At 71.4% G+C, this 18,641-nt stretch carries 20 protein-coding genes; 11 read left to right on the top strand and 9 right to left on the bottom strand.

Going from position 1 to position 18,641, the window contains the following annotated elements:
• The first annotated feature begins 219 nt into the window (after nucleotides 1–219).
• Genes ACZ69Q_RS10980 through hypE form a run of 8 tightly spaced genes read left to right on the top strand, consistent with a single transcriptional unit; the run spans nucleotide 220 to nucleotide 7,531 of the window.
• A complete protein-coding gene (locus ACZ69Q_RS10980) occupies nucleotides 220–1,374 on the top strand; it encodes a 4Fe-4S dicluster domain-containing protein (protein WP_471039687.1) in 1,155 nt (384 codons plus the stop codon).
• Entirely contained in the window at nucleotides 1,374–1,838 is a 465-nt protein-coding gene (locus tag ACZ69Q_RS10975) for a Crp/Fnr family transcriptional regulator (RefSeq protein ID WP_471039685.1), read from the top strand. Before ACZ69Q_RS10980 ends, ACZ69Q_RS10975 begins: the two co-directional genes overlap by 1 nt.
• The gene (locus tag ACZ69Q_RS10970) at nucleotides 1,835–2,641 is read left to right on the top strand and encodes an FAD/NAD(P)-binding protein (protein ID WP_471039683.1); all 807 of its coding nucleotides are present in this window, start codon (nucleotides 1,835–1,837) and stop codon (nucleotides 2,639–2,641) included. Before ACZ69Q_RS10975 ends, ACZ69Q_RS10970 begins: the two co-directional genes overlap by 4 nt.
• A 1-nt stretch (nucleotide 2,642) precedes the next feature.
• Nucleotides 2,643–3,404, top strand: coding sequence for an NADH-quinone oxidoreductase subunit B family protein (locus tag ACZ69Q_RS10965; protein WP_471039678.1), 762 nt, complete (start codon nucleotides 2,643–2,645; stop codon nucleotides 3,402–3,404).
• Complete coding sequence (locus ACZ69Q_RS10960; RefSeq protein WP_471039673.1) at nucleotides 3,401–4,732, top strand: Ni/Fe hydrogenase subunit alpha; 1,332 nt, start codon at nucleotides 3,401–3,403, stop codon at nucleotides 4,730–4,732. The genes ACZ69Q_RS10965 and ACZ69Q_RS10960 overlap by 4 nt, the downstream gene beginning before the upstream one ends.
• Before the next feature lie 21 nt (nucleotides 4,733–4,753).
• Entirely contained in the window at nucleotides 4,754–5,380 is a 627-nt protein-coding gene (locus ACZ69Q_RS10955; RefSeq protein WP_471039668.1) for a CBS domain-containing protein, read from the top strand.
• Between the two features lie 16 nt (nucleotides 5,381–5,396).
• Nucleotides 5,397–6,500, top strand: a complete 1,104-nt coding sequence (hypD, locus tag ACZ69Q_RS10950) for a hydrogenase formation protein HypD (RefSeq protein ID WP_471039665.1) — start codon at nucleotides 5,397–5,399, stop codon at nucleotides 6,498–6,500.
• On the top strand, nucleotides 6,497–7,531 hold the full coding sequence (gene hypE / locus ACZ69Q_RS10945) for a hydrogenase expression/formation protein HypE (RefSeq protein WP_471039663.1): 1,035 nt from the start codon (nucleotides 6,497–6,499) through the stop codon (nucleotides 7,529–7,531). Before hypD ends, hypE begins: the two co-directional genes overlap by 4 nt.
• A gap of 31 nt (nucleotides 7,532–7,562) precedes the next feature.
• Here the strand turns inward: hypE and ACZ69Q_RS10940 are convergent, their stop codons facing one another.
• The gene (locus ACZ69Q_RS10940; RefSeq protein WP_471039661.1) at nucleotides 7,563–7,742 is read right to left on the bottom strand and encodes a hypothetical protein; all 180 of its coding nucleotides are present in this window, start codon (nucleotides 7,740–7,742) and stop codon (nucleotides 7,563–7,565) included.
• Nucleotides 7,743–7,821: 79 nt separating this feature from the next.
• Between ACZ69Q_RS10940 and ACZ69Q_RS10935 the strand changes: the two genes are divergently transcribed.
• Nucleotides 7,822–8,058, top strand: coding sequence for a hypothetical protein (locus ACZ69Q_RS10935; RefSeq protein WP_471039659.1), 237 nt, complete (start codon nucleotides 7,822–7,824; stop codon nucleotides 8,056–8,058).
• Nucleotides 8,059–8,190: 132 nt separating this feature from the next.
• Here the strand turns inward: ACZ69Q_RS10935 and ACZ69Q_RS10930 are convergent, their stop codons facing one another.
• The 8 genes from ACZ69Q_RS10930 to ACZ69Q_RS10895 form a co-directional block, all read right to left on the bottom strand.
• Entirely contained in the window at nucleotides 8,191–8,691 is a 501-nt protein-coding gene (locus ACZ69Q_RS10930; RefSeq protein WP_471039657.1) for a flavodoxin domain-containing protein, read from the bottom strand.
• 24 nt (nucleotides 8,692–8,715) lie between these two features.
• A complete protein-coding gene (locus ACZ69Q_RS10925; protein WP_471039655.1) occupies nucleotides 8,716–9,447 on the bottom strand; it encodes a CBS domain-containing protein in 732 nt (243 codons plus the stop codon).
• Between the two features lie 12 nt (nucleotides 9,448–9,459).
• A complete protein-coding gene (locus tag ACZ69Q_RS10920; RefSeq protein WP_471039653.1) occupies nucleotides 9,460–12,189 on the bottom strand; it encodes a bifunctional acetate--CoA ligase family protein/GNAT family N-acetyltransferase in 2,730 nt (909 codons plus the stop codon).
• A gap of 356 nt (nucleotides 12,190–12,545) precedes the next feature.
• On the bottom strand, nucleotides 12,546–13,418 hold the full coding sequence (locus tag ACZ69Q_RS10915) for a universal stress protein (RefSeq protein WP_471039651.1): 873 nt from the start codon (nucleotides 13,416–13,418) through the stop codon (nucleotides 12,546–12,548).
• A 5-nt stretch (nucleotides 13,419–13,423) separates the two neighbouring features.
• Nucleotides 13,424–14,446, bottom strand: a complete 1,023-nt coding sequence (locus ACZ69Q_RS10910; protein ID WP_471039648.1) for a zinc-dependent alcohol dehydrogenase — start codon at nucleotides 14,444–14,446, stop codon at nucleotides 13,424–13,426.
• Between the two features lie 25 nt (nucleotides 14,447–14,471).
• Nucleotides 14,472–15,377: a universal stress protein gene (locus tag ACZ69Q_RS10905; RefSeq protein ID WP_471039645.1), complete on the bottom strand. Its 906-nt coding sequence runs from the start codon at nucleotides 15,375–15,377 to the stop codon at nucleotides 14,472–14,474.
• 113 nt (nucleotides 15,378–15,490) lie between these two features.
• Nucleotides 15,491–16,090 carry a hypothetical protein gene (locus ACZ69Q_RS10900; RefSeq protein WP_471039642.1) on the bottom strand — a complete coding sequence of 200 codons (600 nt, stop codon included), beginning with the start codon at nucleotides 16,088–16,090 and terminating at the stop codon, nucleotides 15,491–15,493.
• A 175-nt stretch (nucleotides 16,091–16,265) separates the two neighbouring features.
• On the bottom strand, nucleotides 16,266–17,189 hold the full coding sequence (locus ACZ69Q_RS10895; protein ID WP_471039640.1) for a carbamate kinase: 924 nt from the start codon (nucleotides 17,187–17,189) through the stop codon (nucleotides 16,266–16,268).
• 218 nt (nucleotides 17,190–17,407) lie between these two features.
• On the opposite strand from ACZ69Q_RS10895, the gene ACZ69Q_RS10890 reads away from it, so the two are divergent.
• Both ACZ69Q_RS10890 and ACZ69Q_RS10885 read left to right on the top strand, forming a co-directional pair.
• Nucleotides 17,408–17,872: a cyclic nucleotide-binding domain-containing protein gene (locus ACZ69Q_RS10890; RefSeq protein WP_471039637.1), complete on the top strand. Its 465-nt coding sequence runs from the start codon at nucleotides 17,408–17,410 to the stop codon at nucleotides 17,870–17,872.
• A 50-nt stretch (nucleotides 17,873–17,922) separates the two neighbouring features.
• Nucleotides 17,923–18,582 carry a CBS domain-containing protein gene (locus ACZ69Q_RS10885; protein ID WP_471039635.1) on the top strand — a complete coding sequence of 220 codons (660 nt, stop codon included), beginning with the start codon at nucleotides 17,923–17,925 and terminating at the stop codon, nucleotides 18,580–18,582.
• Nucleotides 18,583–18,641 lie beyond the last annotated feature (59 nt).

The following is an 18,641-nucleotide window of genomic DNA, read 5'->3' as shown; positions in this document are numbered from 1 at the left end:
CCGTGCGTCGTGCACGGCAGGTCGTATGTGGCTGGTCGTGCCCGCACGGCGGAGCCGCATACGGATACGGCCACGCCACCCTGGCGGCGCGATGCTTCCCGGCGTCGAGAGATCCGGTCGGCTCCGGACCAGGGCCGGTCGGCCCCTCCCGCAGGCACCCCTCGCAGTCGGAACCTGATGATGGACGAGAACGGAGCCGCCCGGACAAGGAGGACCGTCATGACCGCCACCGCAGCCCCGGCCGTGCTCGACCGGGACGGCCTGAACGCCCTGGTCGCGGCGCTGGTGGCGGCGGGCCGGACCGTCGTCGGGCCGACCGTGCGGGACGGCGCGATCGTGCTGGCCGAGCTGACCTCGGCGAACGCGCTCCCCTACGGCTGGGGCGTGGAGCTGGACGCCGGGCGCTACCGGCTGGTCCGCCGCGAGGACGGGGCCGCCTTCGCGCACAGCTCGGGGCCGCAGTCCTGGAAGTCCTATCTGCATCCCGCGCGGGAGAAGCTGTGGAGCGCCGACCGGACGCCGGAAGGGCACGTCCGCTACACCCCGCACGAGCCGGAGCCGCCGTCGTACGCCTTTCTCGGCGTCCGCCCCTGTGATCTGCGGGCCATCGCGATCCAGGACCGCGTGCTGACCGGTGGGCGGCACGAAGACTCCGGGTACGGGAAGCGCCGCGCCAAGGCGTTTCTGATCGCCGCGGAGTGCACCGAACCCGGCGCCACCTGCTTCTGCATCTCCACGGGAGGGGGCCCAGCAGCCGACCCCGGATACGACCTGGCGCTCACCGAGGTGATCGACGAGGACGGTCACCGCTTCCTCGTACGCGTCGGCAGCACGGAGGGTGCCGAACTGCTGCACCAGGTGCCGCACCGGACCGCCGACCCGGACACCGAAGCCACGGCCCGCGCCACCGTGGACGCCGCCCGGGACCGCATGGGCCGCGCCCTGCCACCGGTGGACCTGCGCGACCTCATGGGCGCGAGCCTCGACGCCGAGCGTTGGGACGACGTCGCCGCCCGCTGTCTGACCTGCGGCAACTGCACCATGGTCTGCCCGACCTGCTTCTGCACCACGACCGAGGAGGTCACCGACCTCACCGGTGATCACACCGAGCGCTGGCAGCGCTGGGATTCCTGCTTCGACCTGGACTTCTCCTATCTGCACGGCGGCCCGGTCCGCTCCTCGCCCCGCGGCCGCTACCGGCAGTGGCTCACCCACAAGCTGTCCACCTGGCACGACCAGTTCGACACGACCGGATGCGTCGGCTGCGGGCGCTGCATCGTCTGGTGCCCGGTCGGCATCGACATCACGGAGGAAGTCGCCGCCCTGGACGCCGAGCGCGCTGCACAGGTGGCTCCCGGAACGGAGACGGACTGATGCCTCCCTCGATAGCCCTGCGCATGAATCACGCGCTGCCCGCCGAGCACCGCGAGCGGCTGCTCCGTGTCGGCCGTGAGGTCCGCTTCCAGCCGGGCACCCGTCTGTTCGAGGAGGGCGGCCACGCCAAACGCTTCTGGATCATCCGGGACGGGACGGCCGCGCTCGACATGCACGTGCCCGGCCGCCGGCCGCCGGTCATCGAGACGCTCGGCGTCGGCGACCTCGTCGGCTGGTCCTGGCTGTTCGAGCCGTACGTCTGGCAGTTGGGCGCCGAGACCCTGACCTCGCTGCGCGCCTACGAGTTCGACGCCGTCGCCGTACGCCTGATGTGCCTGAACGACCCCGAGTTCGGGCGTGCCGTCGAGCACTGGGTGGGCCGGGTGCTGGCGCACCGGCTGAACGCGGCCCGTGCCCGGCTGGTCGACCTGTACGGGATCTACGAGACGAAGGAAGCGCGATGACCGCCGTGCCGGTCCCGTATCGCGTGGTCGCCCGCCGGCCGGAGACCATGGACACGGTCACGCTGCGACTGGAACCGGTCGGCGCGCCACTGCCCGACTTCGCACCGGGACAGTTCGCGATGGTGCACTCCTTCGGCCGCGGCGAGATCCCCGTCTCGGTGAGTTCCGTCCAGGCCACGGGTGGTCTGGCCCATACGATCCGCTCGGTGGGCGCGGTCTCCGACGGGCTTTGCTCGGTGCGGGTCGGCGATGTCGTCGGGCTGCGTGGTCCGTACGGCACGAGCTGGCAACTGGAGCGGGCGCGCGGCAGCGACGTGCTGGTCGTGGCCGGCGGCATCGGTCTCGCCCCACTGCGGCCGCTCATTCTGAGCGCGCTGGCCGAACCCGAGGCATTCCGCCGCGTCAACGTCCTGATCGGGGCGCGCACTCCGAACGACCTGATCGCCCGGGGGGAGGTGGAGAGCTGGGCCGCGGCATTCACCGGGATGACGGTCGACCAGCCCGCTCCGGACTGGCGCGGGGACGTCGGCGTGGTCACCCAGTTGCTGGGGCGCGCGCACTTCGAGCCGGACGGCACCTGGGCGTTCGTGTGCGGACCGGAACCCATGATCCGGGCCACCGCACGCGAACTCGCCCAGCGTGGTGTCCCCCGCGACCGTATCCGCGTCTCGCTGGAGCGGAACATGCGCTGCGGGACAGGGCACTGCGGGCACTGCCAGCTCGGCCCTCTGCTGCTGTGCCAGGTGGGCCCCGTAGTGGACTGGGGCCGCGCCGAACCGCTGCTGTCGGTAAGGGAGTTGTGAGATGCCACCCGCACTCGCCGTGTTCAAGCTGGCTTCTTGTGACGGCTGCCAGCTCACCCTGCTGGACTGCGAGGACGAACTCCTGGCGCTGGCGGGCGAGGTGGAGATCGCGCACTTCCTGGAGGCGTCCAGCGCGGTGCAGCCCGGCCCGTACGACCTGTCCCTGGTCGAGGGCTCCGTCACCACGGCCGAGGACGCCGAGCGGGTCCGCGCGATCCGGGCGGCCTCGCGCCACCTGGTGACCATCGGAGCCTGCGCGACCGCAGGGGGCATCCAGGCACTCAGGAACTTCGCGGACGTCGACGAATACCGGCGCGTGGTCTACGCGCACCCGGAGTACGTCGACACCTTGGCCACCTCCACACCCGTCTCGGCGCATGTGGACGTCGACTTCGAGCTGCGCGGCTGCCCGATCGACAAGCGCCAGCTCATCGAGGTGATCACCGCGTTCCTCGCCGACCGCAAGCCGGACATTCCCGATCACAGCGTGTGCTTCGAGTGCAAGCGGCGCGGCACCGTCTGCGTCACCGTCGCCCACGGCACCCCCTGCCTGGGCCCGGTCACGCACGCCGGGTGCGGGGCGTTGTGCCCGGCGTACAACCGGGGCTGCTTCGGCTGCTTCGGCCCGTCCGGGTCGGTGAACCTGCCCGCGCTGATACCGGTGCTGCGCCGCGACGGCCTCGACGAAGACGACGTGGAGCGGTTCCTGCACACCTTCAACGCCGCCGCGTTCGAGAAGATCGAGAAGGAGTCGGCCAGGTGACGCACCGTGGTTCCCGTCTGTTGCACGTCGGCTCGCTGTCGCGGGTCGAGGGTGAGGGCGCACTGCACCTGCACGTCCATGACGGCACGGTCACCGAGGCGCGGCTGGAGATCTATGAGCCGCCGCGGTTCTTCGAGGCGTTCTTGCGCGGGCGTTCGTACACCGAGCCGCCGGACATCACGGCGCGGGTGTGCGGGATCTGCCCGGTGGCGTACCAGATGAGTGCGTGCGCGGCGATCGAGGACGCGTGCGGGGTCACGGTTCATCCGGCGATCCGTGATCTGCGCCGGTTGCTGTACTGCGGGGAGTGGATCGAGAGCCAGGCCCTGCACATCTACCTGCTGCACGCCCCGGACTTCCTGGGCCGGGCGAGCGCGATCGAGCTGGCCCGCACGCACCGGCCCGAGGTCGAGAGGGGGCTCCGGCTGAAGAAGGCGGGCAACTCGCTGATGGAGCTGCTCGGCGGCCGGGCCGTGCATCCCGTGAACGTCCGCCTCGGCGGCTTCCACCGGGTGCCTACCCGCGATGAACTCCGTCCGGTCGCCGAGGAATTGAAGCAGGCACTCGACGACGCATGGAACACCGTGCGCTGGGTCGCCGGATTCGAGTTCCCGGACGCCCGGGTCGAGGCCGATCTGCTGGCGCTGGCCGAGCCGGACACGTACGCCATCGAGAGCGGGACGCCGACCGTCCTGCGGGCCGACGGGACCACGGGTTCCTTCCCGGTGCGGGACTTCACCGAGCGCGTCACCGAGTCGCATGTGCCGCACTCCACGGCGCTGCACTCCCGGCTCGACGGGCGGCTCCATCTCACCGGTTCCCTCGCCCGGTTCGCGATCAGTGGCCCGCGGCTGTCGTCGGTGGCACTGCAGGCGGCAGTGGAGGCGGGGCTCGGCGATCCACGTGCGGGGGCCGTGTGCCGCAATCCCTTCCGGTCGATCCTGGTGCGGGCGGTGGAGACGGTGTACGCCGTCGGCGAGGCGCTGCGGATCATCGAGTCCTACGAGCCACCCCCACGCCCGTACACGGAGGTGCCCCCGGTCGCGGGCATCGGGCACGGTGCCACTGAGGCCCCCCGGGGGCTGCTCTACCACCGCTATGAACTCGACGCCGAAGGTCTCGTGACCAGCGCGCTGCTGGTGCCGCCCACGGCGCAGAACCAGGGCGCGATCGAGGACGACCTGCGGCGGCTGACCCAGCGGGCCATCGGTGACGGCGACCCCGACGACGGCGAACTGACAGCCCTGTGCGAGCGGGCGATCCGCAATCACGACCCGTGCATCTCCTGCTCCACCCACTTCCTCGACCTGACGGTCGTCCGCACCTGACGAGACATGCGGGAGTCTGTGATGTCTGAATCTCCGTACACCGTGAGCGATGTGATGACGCAGACCGTCATCGCCGTCGGCAGCGAGGCGTCCTTCAAGGAGATCGTCGAGCTGCTCGACCAGTGGAAGGTCAGCGCCTTGCCGGTGCTGGCCGGCGAGGGGCGAGTCGTCGGGGTGGTCTCCGAGGCCGATCTGCTGCCCAAGGAGGAGTTCCGCAACAGCAACGAGATCGGGAGCGATGCCGGGGAGCGGCTCAAGGCGAGCGCACTGACCGCGGGCGAGCTGATGAGCGCCCCTGCGGTGACCGTGCACGCGGACGCCTCGCTGGCCGAGGCGGCCCGCATCATGGCTCGTCGGCATGTCAAGCGGCTTCCGGTCGTGGACGGCGTCGGCCTGCTCCAGGGCGTTGTCAGCCGCAGCGATCTGCTGAAGGTGTTCCTGCGGTCCGACGAGGAGATCGCCGACGAGATCCGTGGCAGCGTGCTGGGCCTTCTCCCGGTCACCACCGCGCTGGGCGTCTCGGTCACCGAGGGCGTGGTCACGCTGACCGGTTCGATGCCCGAGCGCGGGCTCGTCCCGGTGGTCGCCCGGGCCGTGCGAGCCATTGAGGGAGTCATCGACGTCCAGTTGGATCTGAGCCACCGATGAAGGGCCGGCACGACCGATGAAGTACCTCGACGAGTACCGCGATCCCGTCCTCGCCCGGCGCCTGCTGGACGAGCTGCGGCAGACCGCCACGCGCCCCTGGCGGATCATGGAGGTGTGCGGCGGACAGACCCACACCCTCGTCCGCCAGGGCATCGACGAGCTGCTGCCCGCCGGGATGCGGATGATCCACGGCCCCGGCTGCCCGGTCTGCGTCACCCCGTTGGAGACCCTGGACCGGGCCATGGCCGTCGCCGCCCGGCCCGGCGTGATCCTCACCAGCTTCGGCGACATGCTGCGCGTGCCCGGCACCGACACCGACCTGCTGTCACTGCGGGCGCGGGGAGCGGACGTACGTGTGGTCTACGCCCCGATGGACGCCGTACGCCTGGCCGCCGAGCATCCCGACAAGGAGGTCGTCTTCCTCGCGGTCGGCTTCGAGACGACCGCGCCGGCCAACGCGACGGCCGTGCTGCACGCGGCCCGCCTCGGGCTGACGAACTTCTCGATGCTGGTCAGCCATGTCCTCGTACCGCCCGCCATGACCGCACTGCTGGACGACCCGGACTGCGAGGTGCAGGCCTTCCTCGCGGCCGGGCATGTGTGCGCGGTGATGGGCTGGCGGGAGTACGAACCGATCGCCGCCGAGTACCGGGTGCCGATCGTGGTCACCGGGTTCGAGCCGCTGGACCTGCTGGAGGGCATCCTGATGGCCGTACGGCAGATGGAGTCGGGGCGGTACGAGGTGGAGAACCAGTACGTGCGGGCCGTGCGGCGCTCGGGCAACACCGAGGCGCAGGACGCTGTCCGTGAGGTGTTCGAGGTGACCGACCGGGCCTGGCGAGGCATCGGGGCGCTGCCCGGCAGCGGGCTGGAACTGGCCGAGAAGTACAGGCGGTTCGATGCCTCCTTGCGCTTCGACGTGACCGGGCTGTGTCCGGTCGAGGACGCCGAGTGCATTGCCGGAGCTGTCCTCACCGGGGCCAAACTGCCCACCGACTGCACGGCGTACGGCACCCGCTGCACGCCCCGTCATCCCCTCGGCGCGCCCATGGTGTCGTCCGAGGGGACCTGTGCCGCCTTCCACGCGGCCGGACGCACTCGCGCGAGGAGCACGGCATGACCATGCAATGCCCCACCCCCCACCACGACGACGAGGTCGTCCTGCTCGGCCACGGAGCCGGCGGGCGCCTCACCGCCGAACTCCTCGACCGAGTGATCCTGCCCGTCCTGGACGGCGCCCCGGGCCCTATGGAGGACGCGGCGCTGCTGCCCGGCTACCGCGAACTGGTGATCAGCACCGACAGTTTCGTCGTCAGCCCGCTGTTCTTCCCCGGCGGCGACATCGGGTCCCTCGCTGTCCACGGAACGGTAAACGATCTCGCCATGCGGGGCGCCTGGCCTCTCGCGCTGTCAGTGTCCCTCATCATCGAGGAGGGATTGCCGTTGGCCGAACTCCGCACTGTCCTGGCCTCGTTGGGGAAAGCCGCGCAGGACGCGGGAGTGCCCGTGGTCACCGGGGACACCAAGGTCGTGGGGCGCGGTGCCGCCGACAAACTGTTCATCAACACCACCGGCATCGGGCAGCGGCACGGTTCGCTCCATCCATCCGCCGCGCTGGCCCGCCCCGGCGACGCGGTCCTGCTGTCCGGGCCGGTCGGACTGCACGGGACGACCGTGCTCAGCACCCGTGAACGCCTCGGCTTCGAGAGCGACATCGCCTCCGACACTCGGCCCCTGCACCGCCTGGTGAGCGCCCTGGTGCCGTTCGGCGCCGATGTCCATGTGCTGCGCGACCCGACGCGCGGCGGGCTCGCGGCGGCCCTCAACGAAATCGCCCGTGACTCGTCCGTGGCCGTCGAGATCGAGGAGGGCGCGGTGCCGGTGCCCGAACCGGTCGCCTCGGCCTGCGATCTGCTCGGGCTGGACCCGCTGGTCGTCGCCAACGAGGGCTGTCTTGTCGCCTTCGTGGCCGCCGACGCGGCCGCGAGCGCCCTGGAGGCGATGCGGTCGTCGAGCGAGGGCGCGGGAGCGGTGCGCATCGGCGAGGTGCCGGCGGACGGCCCCGCGGGGAGAGTGACGCTGCGCACGCTGGTGGGTGCCCGGCGGATCGTGGAGATGCCGCTCGGGGAGCAGTTGCCGCGGATCTGCTGACGAACGCTCCTGGGATCCGCACGGCGGGGCATCAGGTGCTCGTCCTTTCCGGCAGCCCGGTCGGACCTCGGTCCAGCCCGGTACTTGTGACGTCGAGGCCGGTGGCCTTCAACCCCGAGGGATGTTCGACAGCGGTACGGTGCGTCAGCCCGTCCTGGATCCGGTCGACGAGCCGGGCCGGCGCGGGGCTGCCGAGTGTCTCGGCGGTCATCAGGTGCAAGGTGACCTGTCCGTCCTTCAGACGCGGCCGGCGGGTGGCCTGCCCGAGCCCGCCTCGGCCGAGGTCGAGGGTGACGGTGCCGGAACGGTCGGGGGTTCCCGGACTCCGGCAGGAACTCGACGGCTGGCTGGAAGCCCAGCAGGCATACGGCGATCCGCACGTTGAACAGGGCCGCCCCGCAGGCGATAACGGCTTCCCGGCCACCTGGGTCGGTCAGGATCATCCGCCGCCCGCCGTGCATGTGCAACTCGAAGCCGTGGTCGTGCCCCTCCTCGACGAAGAGCCACGGCTGGCTGTTGTGCGGTGACGGTGCCAGGGAGGCGGCGCGGGCCAGGTGGAGGGCAGCACGACCGGGACGCACGCTGGACGCGCTGCCGGGACTCTCGTACGGACATGGTGCTGCCCCCTTCGGGAACCCTCCTGACCCGCGAGGCCCGGCTCAGCCCTTGACCACCAACTCGTCGGCGACCGTCCGCGCCCAGTCCTCGATCCGGGCGAAGTCCCGGAAGTCGCCGCCCTTTCCGTTCTTGATGATCATCCGTGCGACCCACCCCTTGGCACCCTCCTGCAGACAGCCGCCGAAGGTGACGTGTCCGTTCGCGTCGAGTCGCGACATGGCCCGCTTCAGGCCCGCCACGGGCGGGATCTCCCGCTCCGACGCCGAGGGGTCCAACGGACCGCTGCTGAACAGCCACAGCGGGCGCCCCGCCAGCTCGCGGCGGTGCCGGCGGAGGAACCGGCGGGCGTCCTTGTGCCAGCGTCCGGCGTACAGTCCGCCGCCGACCACGACGGCGTCGTAGAGGTCGACACGGGCGACGGAACCGGCCGGCAGCACCTCGGCGGTGAGGCCCTCCTTTCGCATGACCTCGGCCACGGCCTCGGCGATTTGCGCGGTCGATCCGTTCGTCGTCCCGTAGGCAACCAGCACCTTGGTCGTCATGGCGCTCCGCCTCCTTTCACTTGTTCACAGCTTGCGCAGCCAGTCGTCGGCGATGCCGTGCAGCTCCTGCTCACCGGGCCGGAGGTGTGAGTCGTCCAGCCGGTAGGTGAGCTTGTCGACGACCGCGACCACGCCGTCGATCTGCCGGGTCATGGAGACGGCGATCTCCGTCTCGCTCTTGCGCTCCATCTGGCCCATGAGGGTGACCACCCCCTCGGTGACGGAGACGGCGATGCTGCGCGGCAGCAGCCACAGCGCCCGTACCAGCACTTCGTCGACCACCTCGGCGCGGATGTCCGCGTCCGGCCGGAGGAAGACCTGGAGCAGGTCGCGGCGGGTCACGATGCCGACGAGCCGGTGCTCCTCGTCGAGGACGGGAAGCCGTTCGATGTGGTGCTGCGCCATGGTCCGGGCGGCCTCGACGATGGTGTCGTCGGCATGCGCCGTGACCGGTGGCTGTGTCATCAGATGACCGGCGGTGCGGGCCCGCGCCTTCACGGCCCGCTCCCGGCCGGCCCGGGTCAGCCGGTCGAAGCGGAAGCGCTTCTTCGGCTCGTACGGGTCGGGCGTCTGGGCCTGCCGGACCATCAGATCGGTCTCGGAGATGACGCCGATGACCTTCTCGTCGTCGTCGACAACTGGCAGTCCGCTGATGCGGTGGTCCCCGAGCAGTCGTGCCACTTCCTTGAACGGGGTGCCGTACTCGGCGCGGACGACCTCCGTGGTCATCACGGAGCCGACCTTGTTGTGCTTCATGGTTGTCCCTCCTCAGCGAAGTCGGCGCAGATACGGGTCCTGGGGCCTGCGGGGCAGCAGGCGTACGCGCGCATCGAGCACGGTGACTCGGCCCGGTGTCGCGAGAACGGGGTTGAAGTCGGCCTCGGCCAGTTGCGGCAGGTCGCTCGCCATGCGGGACAGTCGCAGCAGCAGTTGTTCGAGGCCCTGGAGGTCGACCGGTCGGGCCCCGTTGGCGCCGAGCAGCAGCGGGGCGCAGCGTGGGGCCGTGATCAGGTCGTGGACGTCGTGGTCGGTGAGCGGGGCCAGCCGTGCGGCGTGGTCGGCGAGCACCTCCGTCGCGGTACCGCCGAGGCCGAACAGGACGAGTGGCCCGAAGACCTGGTCCTGGACGACTCCGGCGAACAGCTCGGTGCCGCGCTCGGCCAGCGGCTGGATCACCACGCCTTCCAGCAGGCCGGCGAACCTGGTCTCCAAGTCACGGAAGGCTGCACGGACCTGGGAGTCCCCGTGCAGGTCGAGGTGGACGGCGTGCTCGGCGGTCTTGTGCACCAGGCCGGGCCAGTGGCCCTTCATCACGACGCGGCCGTCGGCGCCGCGCAGTCGCTCGGCGGCGAGGACGGCGTCCACCTCGGTGCCCGCCCAGGCCCATGCCATCTGAGGAATGCCGTAGCAGCCCAGGAGTTCGGCGCATGCCCGCGGGTCGAGCCAGCCGCCATCCGGGTGCCGGTCGAGATAGGCGTCGACGACGGCGTGGGCGCGCTCCGTCTCGACGCCGTCGAGCTCGGGAACCGTCCCGGCGGGCCGGGCGAGCCATGCGGTGCGGCGGGCCGCATGGGCGAGCGCACGGGCCGCCGCCTGGGGTTCGGCGTAGGCGGGGATGGCGGTGTCCTCAGCGGCGGGCAGCAGTTCGACCGGCAGGGCCTGTTCGAGCCGGACGGCAAGGATCGGCTTGGGCCGTCGTCCGGGCATGCGGGTCTCCTCGGTTGAGTCCATTCGAGACTCGGGGAAGGTAAGGGCACGGACGAGGTCGTCGCCCGTCGCCGCGGCGACCGCTGTGGGGACCAGGGCCACAAGGACGGCGTCGACACCGCCGTTTCGCATGACCCGGTCCACACAGTCACTGAGCTGCTCCTCCGTCACGGCGGCCGTGGCGTCGACAGGGTTGGCGACGGTGGCGCCCACGGGCAGGACGGCGAGCAGGTCGTCGATCAGCTCGGGGCCGGGCGCCGGAAGCTCCAGCCCCGCCTCGGCACAGGCGTCGGCGGCGAGGACACCCGCTCCCCCGGCGTTGGTGACGATGGCGACGCGGGGACCGGCAGGCAGGGGCTGGGTATGCAGCAGAGCGGCGGCTTCGAGGAGTTCGCCGCAGGAGCGCGTGGCGGTGATGCCGGCCTGGGTGAACAGGGCGCCCCGGGTCATGGTGCGGGTCGCGGCGGCCGCGGTGTGCGAGGCGGCGGCGCGTCGGCCTGCCTCGGTGCGTCCGGCGTCGACGGTCAGGACCGGCATCCGGCGGGTGACGCGGCGGGCAGTGCGGGAGAAGCCGCGCGGGTTGCCGAAGGACTCCAGGTGCAGCACGGCGAGGTCGGTTCGGCCGTCGCTCTCCCACCACTGGAGCATGTCATTGCCGCTGACGTCGTACTTGTCGCCGAGCGAGACGAATGACGAGACGCCGATGCCGAGCCGGGACAGCCCGTCGAGCAGCGCGATACCGACGCCGCCGGACTGCACGGCCACTCCCGCGGTGCCGGACCGCGGGTGGCCGGCGGCGAAGGTGGCGTCCAGGTGCAGTTCCGGGTCGGTATGGGAGATGCCGAGGCAGTTGGGGCCGACTAGCCGCATGCCGTAGGAGCGGCAGGCCGCCAGCAGGGCGCGCGCCTGGTCGGCGTCCAGACCTGCGGTGACGACGAGAAGCGCCCTTACGCCAGCCTTCCCGCATTCCTCGGCGGTGCCGGGGATCGCGGCGGCGGGTACGGCAAGAACCACGAGTTCGGGGGTTTTGGGCAGGGCGCCGACCGACGAGTGGCATGGCACTCCGAGGATCGAGTCGGCACGGGGGTTCACCGCGAACAGCCGTCCGGTGTAGCGGCCCGCGTGCAGTTGGTGCAGGATCGCCCGGCCCACCGAGCCCGGCTTTCGTCCGGCCCCGACGACGGCGACCGTGCGCGGCCGCAGCAGCGGTTCGAGGCTGGCGACGTCGGCGGCGCGGCCGCGTTCCTCGACGGCCGTCAGGTAGGTGTCGCTCTGGTCGAGGGAGATGGAGCAGCGCACCTCGGGGCCCTCGAAGCGGCGGGTCGTGCGCAGGCCGAGGTCGGCGAAGAGCTTGAGCACCTCATGGTTCTCGCTGAGCGCGTCAGCCGTGAAGCCGGTGATGCCCTCCGCGCGGGCGCCGGAGACCAGGTGCTCGATGAGCAGGGTGCCGACGCCCCGGTGGTGCAGTCCGTCGGCGACGGCGATGGAGATCTCCGCCGTGTCTCCCGTCCCGCCACTGTCGTACTCGGCGAGGCCGATCACCCGACCACCGGTCTCGGCCAGCAGCACCCGGTGCCCTGGGCCCGGCTCGGCGCAGGCCCGGTCGGCGGCCATCTCGGCGGAACGTCGGCTGGCGGCGAAGAACCTCAGGCGCAGGTTCTCCGGAGACATTTCCTCGTACAGCCCCTGCACCTGGTCGTGGTCGTCCCGCCGCGCCGGACGGATGCACACCGTGGTGCCGTCCGCGAGCAGGGCGTGGACCGTGCGCCGACTGAGTGTGTCGTCCGTCATCGCGGTCTCCTCGGTCTCCCTCGGTGTTCCCCGGCACTTAGAGCATCCAGCGGGAAGGACGCCGGCCCCATGGGCTGTCCGGGCGGTGTGGGTGGGCCGGTCGGCCCTCAAAAGAAGGCCGGATCTCAGGCTTTCCCAGCCCGCCCGACAAGGACCCGGCCAGGACGTACGAGAAGGAACTGCTGCGCCCCGATGCAAGGGACGCTCGCAGAGGTGCCCGCCTCGTCGTCATCTGAGGGGCGGCAGCAGGCAGGGGCGGCACCGTCAAACGGGTCGGCCGGCAACCGGCGCCTGCCGTGCGGTCTGCACAGCCATGTCCCGGACCGCACGGGCGGCCTCCGTGCCAGGCAGGGCGGTCACGCCTGGTGCGGTACGACGGCGACCGGGCAGGCGGAGTGGTGCAGCGCCGCATGGGCGACGCGGCCGAGCTGGAGCCCGTGATGACCGGTGCGACGCCTGGCGCCGACGATCAGGAGGTCGGCGTCGTACGAGGCGTCCACCAGCACGCGGCGGGCGTGGCCCTCCACGGTACGGCGGTGCAGTTCCAGATCCGGCGGAGCGTCCCGAAGGGCCTCCGTCAGGGTCTCCTCGGCGTGCTGCGCATGGAGACGGGCGGGGGCGTCGGCCAACAAGGGGTGGTCGGTGGTCTCGTGCACGGGGCACCGCCAGGCCCGTACGGCTTCCAGGGGAACTCCGCGGCGCCGCGCCTCCTCGTGGGCGAACCGCACGACCGCCGAGCTCTCGGCGTTCTCTCCGACGGCCACGACGATGCGTCCATGGAGCGGGGGCATCACCTGGTTGTCGTGGCTGCCACGCAGCACGACCACCGGGCAATGGGCATGTGCGGCAATCGTCAGGCTCACGGAGCCCAGCAACACTTCGGCGAGGCCGCTGCGGCCGCGATTGCCGACAACCAGCGCCGAGGCGTTCCGGCTCGCCCGCACCAGGGCGTCTCCGGGCTCTTCGAACACCACATCGGCGGTCACCTTCAGGTCCGGGTGCCGGGAACGGGCGCGCCGGACGGCGGCGCCGGTGATCTCCTGGGGCAGCACCTGCGCGGAGGGCCGACCGAGGTCCTCGGCCAGCGCCGCTCCCTCGTACCGCTCCCACAGGCAGGCGTACACCACCTCGAGCGGCACTCCACGCAGCGCGGCCTCGTCGGACGCCCAGTCCGTGGCGCGCAGGCTCGGCTCGGATCCGTCGACACCGACGACCAGAGGCAGCTTCACGACGTTCACCTCCCCGCGCCGAGATCGAAGACGATCCGCGCCTTGACCTGGCCCCGCAGCACGTCGTCGATGGACTCGTTGACGGAGTCGAGCGGCCGGGTCTCGCTGACGACCCTCGTACGGCCGGCCGCATGCAGTTGGAAGACCTCGGCGAGGTCCTGGCGAGTGCCGACGATCGAGCCGATCACCGAGGTGCCGTTCAGGACGGTGTCGAAGATCGGGACCTGGACGGTACCGTGCGCGGGCAGCGCCACCATGACCAGCTTGCCGCCGCGCCGCAGCCCGGCGTTGACAGCCGAGAAGGCGCCTTCGTTCACTGCCAGGGCTATCGCCGCGTGGGCACCGCCGTGCTGCTTCAGCACCTCCCCGACATTGTGCTTGCGTGCGTCGATCACGAGGTCCGCACCCAGTTCGGCGGCGAGGTCGAGCTTGTCGTCCGTGACGTCGATCGCCGCCACCGTGGCACCCGCGATCTTGGCGTACTGCACCGCCAGGTGACCGAGCCCGCCGACGCCCGAGATCGCCACCATCTGGGCCGGCCTGACGTCGGCGACCTTGAGCGCCTTGTACGTGGTCACGCCGGCGCAGGTCAGTGGCGCGGCGTCGACGGCGCTGACGCCCTGCGGCACCGGCTGCGCGAAGTCGGCGAAGGCCAGCATCTTCTCGGCATGACCGCCGTCGCAGCCGTAGCCGGTGTTGATCTGCCGCTCGCACAGCGTCTCCCAGCCGGACAGGCAGTGCTCGCACCGCCCGCACGCCTTGCCGAGCCAAGGCACGGCGACCCGCTGGCCGACGCTGAGGTGGGTGACGCCGTCGCCGAGCTCCTCGACGAGGCCGACTCCTTCGTGACCGGGCACGAAGGGTGGGCTGGGCTTGACGGGCCAGTCGCCGTGGGCGGCGTGGATGTCGGTGTGGCACAGTCCGGATGCTTCGACGCGGATGCGTACCTGACCGGGACCGGGCTCGGGATCCGGCCGGTCCTCGATGACCAGGGGCTCGCCGAAGGCTCGGACAACCGCTGCCTTCATGGGGTCAACTCCTGAGGGATGGTGGTCAGTTGTGGGCGACGACCGCGACGGGAGCCGCGGCGTGGTGCAGGACGGTGTGCGTGACAGGTCCGATGTGGGCGCCGAGCGGACTGCGGCGGATGCGGCGGCCGACGACGACCAGCGAGGCCTCGTGGGAGGCATCCACCAGCCGGATGCCGGGGCTGCCGGACGGGGTCTTCTCGGTGACCTCGACGTTCGGGTGCTTCCGGCGCCAGGGCCGCAGTGCGTCCGCCAGGACGGCGGCCTGTTGCCGGCCGATCTCGTCGTGCAACTGGGCATCGGCGGAGAGGCCGTAGACGAAGTACGGGGGCAGGTTCCAGCCGTGGATCACCCGCAGACCGGTCTTGCGGCGGGCAGCCTCCTCGAAGGCGAACTCGATCACCGAGTCGTCGGGGCTCGCCGCGTCGATGCCGAGGACGACGGGCCGGTAGGGGGTGGCGGCCGACGGGATGCCCACGGGGTCCGGCTCGTGCTCGTCGGCGGCCTGTTCGCCGGCGCGGACCAGCACGACCGGCCGCTCGGCCTGCGCCACGACGGAGAGGCCGACGGAGCCGACCATGAACCCGCCGATGCCGCTGAGTCCGCGTGAGCCGAGGACCAGCAGTTCCGCGTCCGCCGCAGCCTTGGTCAGGGCATCGGCGGCCCCACCGGTGAGGTGCTCGGTGGTGACCTCGACGCCGGGGTGGCGCAGCCGGATTCCCTCGGCGGTCTCACGGGGCACCCGCTCGCTCCAGTGCCGCTGGGTCTCGGCGCCGAGCAGCGGGGCCTGGGCCATGGACTCCGGGACGGGCTCCGAGACATGGACGATCTTCAGCGGCAGGCCGCGCAGCTTCGCCTCGCGGGCCGCCCACTCGGCCGCGGCCCGGCTTTCGGACGAGCCGTCGAGACCTGCGACAACGGTGCGGTCCATGGTTCTGCCTCCTGATCGGGGATTCTGTGTCCAGCTTCGGATTCGGGGCATCGCGGGTGCAGGGGTCGCTGGTCCTCTGCCGGTGGACCGACCGGCCCAACGGCCCCTCCCATTCACCGCAGCCAGGGGTGGCGTTCGACGACGGGAAGCGGCGCCCAGGCCTTGCCCAGCCCCCAGACCGCGCCCGCGGCCACGGCCGCCGGAGCGATCAGGACGACCGCGTACACGACGTGGTATTCGGCGAACGGGTTGGTGAACATGCTGGGCGAACCATCGGACAGGCGCTTGGCGGGCGGCCACTCCGCGATCCACATCAACGCCATCATCAACGTGACCGCGATCGCGGTCAGTCGGAGGCCGATGCCGAGGACCAGCGCCACGCCGATGCCGAGCAGGCCGAGCATGAACAGCCAGTCCGCCCAGGCGTCCCCGGCCCAGTCGTGGAAGGTCGACTCCATCGGCCCCGCCGCAACCCCGCTGAGGAAGCCCTCGGTGGGCGAGCCGCCGTCGATCCAGCCCTTGCCGGACTGGGTGGCGTACCCGAAGCCGAACGTCTTGTCCAGGAACGCCCACAGGAAGACGAACCCGGTCAGCAGACGCAGCCCGGCGAAGACATAGGCGTTCGTCGCCACGGCGTCGGTCGCCGCCTCGGCCTTGTGCAGTGACGGGAGGCGGAATCGCAGGTGCCGGTGCGGTTGTTCGTGAACTGCCATGGTCCTCATCCCCCTCGGGACGGATTCGTTGTCGACGCCGTCCACTACTCATGGCGCGGACATGCCGTCGCCGGATGCCGAAGGTCCGTGACTGTCGGGCTGAACGGCCCCTTCCTCGGGCCCCGCCGGCTCCGAATTCGCCGCCCCCGGGAGCGGTGACCGGCGTCGGTGGGTGTCAGGCGACCGGCAGATCGGGCCGCACGAGGGTCCCGGAACGGCCGTGCACGATCTCGTACGCTGCGTCCAGCGCGCCGATCGCGGCGAGTTGGCCGGTGTTCTCGACGAACCGGGCGGCGGCCTCGGCCTTGGGGCCCATCGACTCCTGCGCGTAGCGGGCGTCGCGCAGTTCGGCGGGCGTGGTGTCAAGGACGGGCCGCTGGTCGGGGGTGCCGTAGTCGGCGTAGACGTTCGGGACGTCGGTGAGGACGAGCAGGAAGTCGGCCTTCAGGTCCTCGGCCAGTCGGGCCGCGGCCAGGTCCTTGTCCACCACCGCGTCCATGCCGCGCAGGGCTCCGGTGACCTCGTCAGCGACGACCGGGACACCGCCGCCGCCCGAGCAGACCACCACGGTCCCCGTCTCCAGCAGCACTCGAACGGTGTCGGCCTCCAGGATCCGCTCGGGCGCCGGGGCGGGTACCGCGCGCCGCCAGCCGTGCCGGTACACGGTCATGTGCCAGCCGTGCTTCCCCGCCAGGAACCGGGCCGGCTTCTCGGGGTAGACCGGGCCGACCAGCAACGTGGGGCGCTCGAACGCGGGGTCGTCGACGGCCACCCGCGTGTGAGTGACGAGAGTGGCGACCCTGCGTCCGGGCAGCACGTCGCGCAAGGTGCGCGCCAGGAGGGTGCCGATCACGCCCTGCGTCTGGGCGCCGAGCAGATCCAGCGGGTAGGGCGCGGTAAGGGCCGCGTCCGCCGTGCTCTGGGCGGCGAGGAGGTCGAGCTGTGGTGCGTTGCCGTGCGTGACGACGAGTTCGTGGTCGTGGGCCAGGGCGGCGATCGCGGTGGCGACGCGGACGACGTTGGTGCGCTGAACGTCCGCGTCGGGGCGTTCACCGCGGTGCAGCAGGGCGTTGCCGCCGAGGGCGACGACGATGCGCATGATTTCCGCCCCTCTCCTCGCCTCTGTTGCCGGCATCTGTGCCAAGACACTCCCTTCGCCACCATCGAACGCCGGGCCGCCCGTTCGCGCAGCGTGCCGAAGGGCTCCTGTCCGCCGCCGGGTGGCCCGGTCCTGGGGCCGGGTGGCCCATGGCACCGGCGGTCGCATGTGCCCACGCTGGAGGTGGCAGCTCCGTACGCACGACCTGGAGGCACCCCATGAACGCACCCGCATCCACGAGCATGCCTCGAGCGCTGCCTGCCGAGCACCGGGAACGGCTGCTGCGGCTCGCCCGCGAGGTGTCCTTCCCGCAGGGGGCCCGGCTCTTCGAGGAAGGCGGGAAGGCCGACCGGTTCTGGATCATCCGGACCGGCACGGTGGAACTCGACATGCGCGTGCCCGGCCGCCGGGCCGCCGTCATCGAGTCGCTCGGCCACAACGAACTGCTCGGCTGGTCCTGGCTGTACGCGCCGCACGTCTGGCATCTGGGCGCTGAGGCGGCCTCGCCGCTGCGGGTGTACGAGTTCGACGCCGTCGCCGTTCGCGCGATCTGCCAGAGCGACCCGGAGTTCGGCCGGAGCATCGCCCGGTGGGTGGGCGAGGTAGTGGCCCACCGCCTCCAGGCGGCCCGCATCCGGCTGCTGGACCTTTACGCGCCGTACGGCAGCGGGACATTGCACTGACCGCCCTCGGCGCCGCGGACCGAACCGATCTAGGAGTTGGAGGAGTCATCGTGCCCGGTTCCCCGCACATCGTGCGTGACGTGATGACCAGCGACGTCGCTGTCGTCGGCAGCGACGCCGCGTTCAAGGACATCGTGCGGACCCTGCAGGAGCGCGAGGTCAGCGCCCTGCCCGTGGTGGACGGCGCGGGCCGGGTCCTCGGCGTCGTCTCCGAGGCCGATCTGCTGCACAAGGAGGAGTTCCGCGACAGCGACCCCGACCGGTACACGCAGTTGCGCCGGCTGTCCGACATGGTGAAGGCCGGTTCGCTGACCGCGGGCGAGTTGATGACCCGTCCCGCGCTCACCGTCACCGCCGACGCCACGCTCGCCCAGGCTGCCCGGACCATGGCGCGGGCCAGGGTCAAGCGCCTGCCCGTGGTCGACACGGACGGACGACTGGAGGGTGTCGTCAGCAGGGTCGACCTGCTGAAGGTGTTCCTGCGGGACGACGAAGAGATCGCGGAGGAGGTTCGGCGCGAGGTCGTGGCCTACCTCTTCCCGGGGCCCGGCTCGGCAGTACGGGTCAACGTCCTCGACGGTGTCGTGCACCTGGGCGGCCGGATCCGGGACAAGTCACTGGTACCGGCGGCGGCGCGGCTGGTGCGGGCGGTCGAGGGGGTTGTGGATGTGGTGTTCGAACTGGACGAACAGGGCACTTCGGCGGTGTGAGACCGGGCCGGGTAGATCGGATACTCCCGGTCATCACCCGGGTCTGCGGCCACTGACCG

This window comes from Streptomyces sp. NPDC036764, assembly GCF_055609385.1.
The sequence above is the reverse complement of the archived record's forward strand: the minus strand, read 5'-3'. Positions and strand labels throughout refer to the sequence as shown.

Coding starts and splice junctions, on each gene's coding strand:
- ACZ69Q_RS10905 (WP_471039645.1), bottom strand. CDS start 15,377: ATGGACCGCACCGTTGTCGCAGGTCTCGACGGCTCGTCCGAAAGCCGG.
- ACZ69Q_RS10940 (WP_471039661.1), bottom strand. CDS start 7,742: ATGACCGCCGAGACACTCGGCAGCCCCGCGCCGGCCCGGCTCGTCGAC.
- ACZ69Q_RS10970 (WP_471039683.1), top strand. CDS start 1,835: ATGACCGCCGTGCCGGTCCCGTATCGCGTGGTCGCCCGCCGGCCGGAG.
- ACZ69Q_RS10920 (WP_471039653.1), bottom strand. CDS start 12,189: ATGACGGACGACACACTCAGTCGGCGCACGGTCCACGCCCTGCTCGCG.
- ACZ69Q_RS10895 (WP_471039640.1), bottom strand. CDS start 17,189: ATGCGCATCGTCGTCGCCCTCGGCGGCAACGCCCTGCTGCACCGCGGT.
- ACZ69Q_RS10900 (WP_471039642.1), bottom strand. CDS start 16,090: ATGGCAGTTCACGAACAACCGCACCGGCACCTGCGATTCCGCCTCCCG.
- hypE (WP_471039663.1), top strand. CDS start 6,497: ATGACCATGCAATGCCCCACCCCCCACCACGACGACGAGGTCGTCCTG.
- hypD (WP_471039665.1), top strand. CDS start 5,397: ATGAAGTACCTCGACGAGTACCGCGATCCCGTCCTCGCCCGGCGCCTG.
- ACZ69Q_RS10975 (WP_471039685.1), top strand. CDS start 1,374: ATGCCTCCCTCGATAGCCCTGCGCATGAATCACGCGCTGCCCGCCGAG.
- ACZ69Q_RS10980 (WP_471039687.1), top strand. CDS start 220: ATGACCGCCACCGCAGCCCCGGCCGTGCTCGACCGGGACGGCCTGAAC.
- ACZ69Q_RS10890 (WP_471039637.1), top strand. CDS start 17,408: ATGAACGCACCCGCATCCACGAGCATGCCTCGAGCGCTGCCTGCCGAG.
- ACZ69Q_RS10910 (WP_471039648.1), bottom strand. CDS start 14,446: ATGAAGGCAGCGGTTGTCCGAGCCTTCGGCGAGCCCCTGGTCATCGAG.
- ACZ69Q_RS10930 (WP_471039657.1), bottom strand. CDS start 8,691: ATGACGACCAAGGTGCTGGTTGCCTACGGGACGACGAACGGATCGACC.
- ACZ69Q_RS10965 (WP_471039678.1), top strand. CDS start 2,643: ATGCCACCCGCACTCGCCGTGTTCAAGCTGGCTTCTTGTGACGGCTGC.
- ACZ69Q_RS10955 (WP_471039668.1), top strand. CDS start 4,754: ATGTCTGAATCTCCGTACACCGTGAGCGATGTGATGACGCAGACCGTC.
- ACZ69Q_RS10925 (WP_471039655.1), bottom strand. CDS start 9,447: ATGAAGCACAACAAGGTCGGCTCCGTGATGACCACGGAGGTCGTCCGC.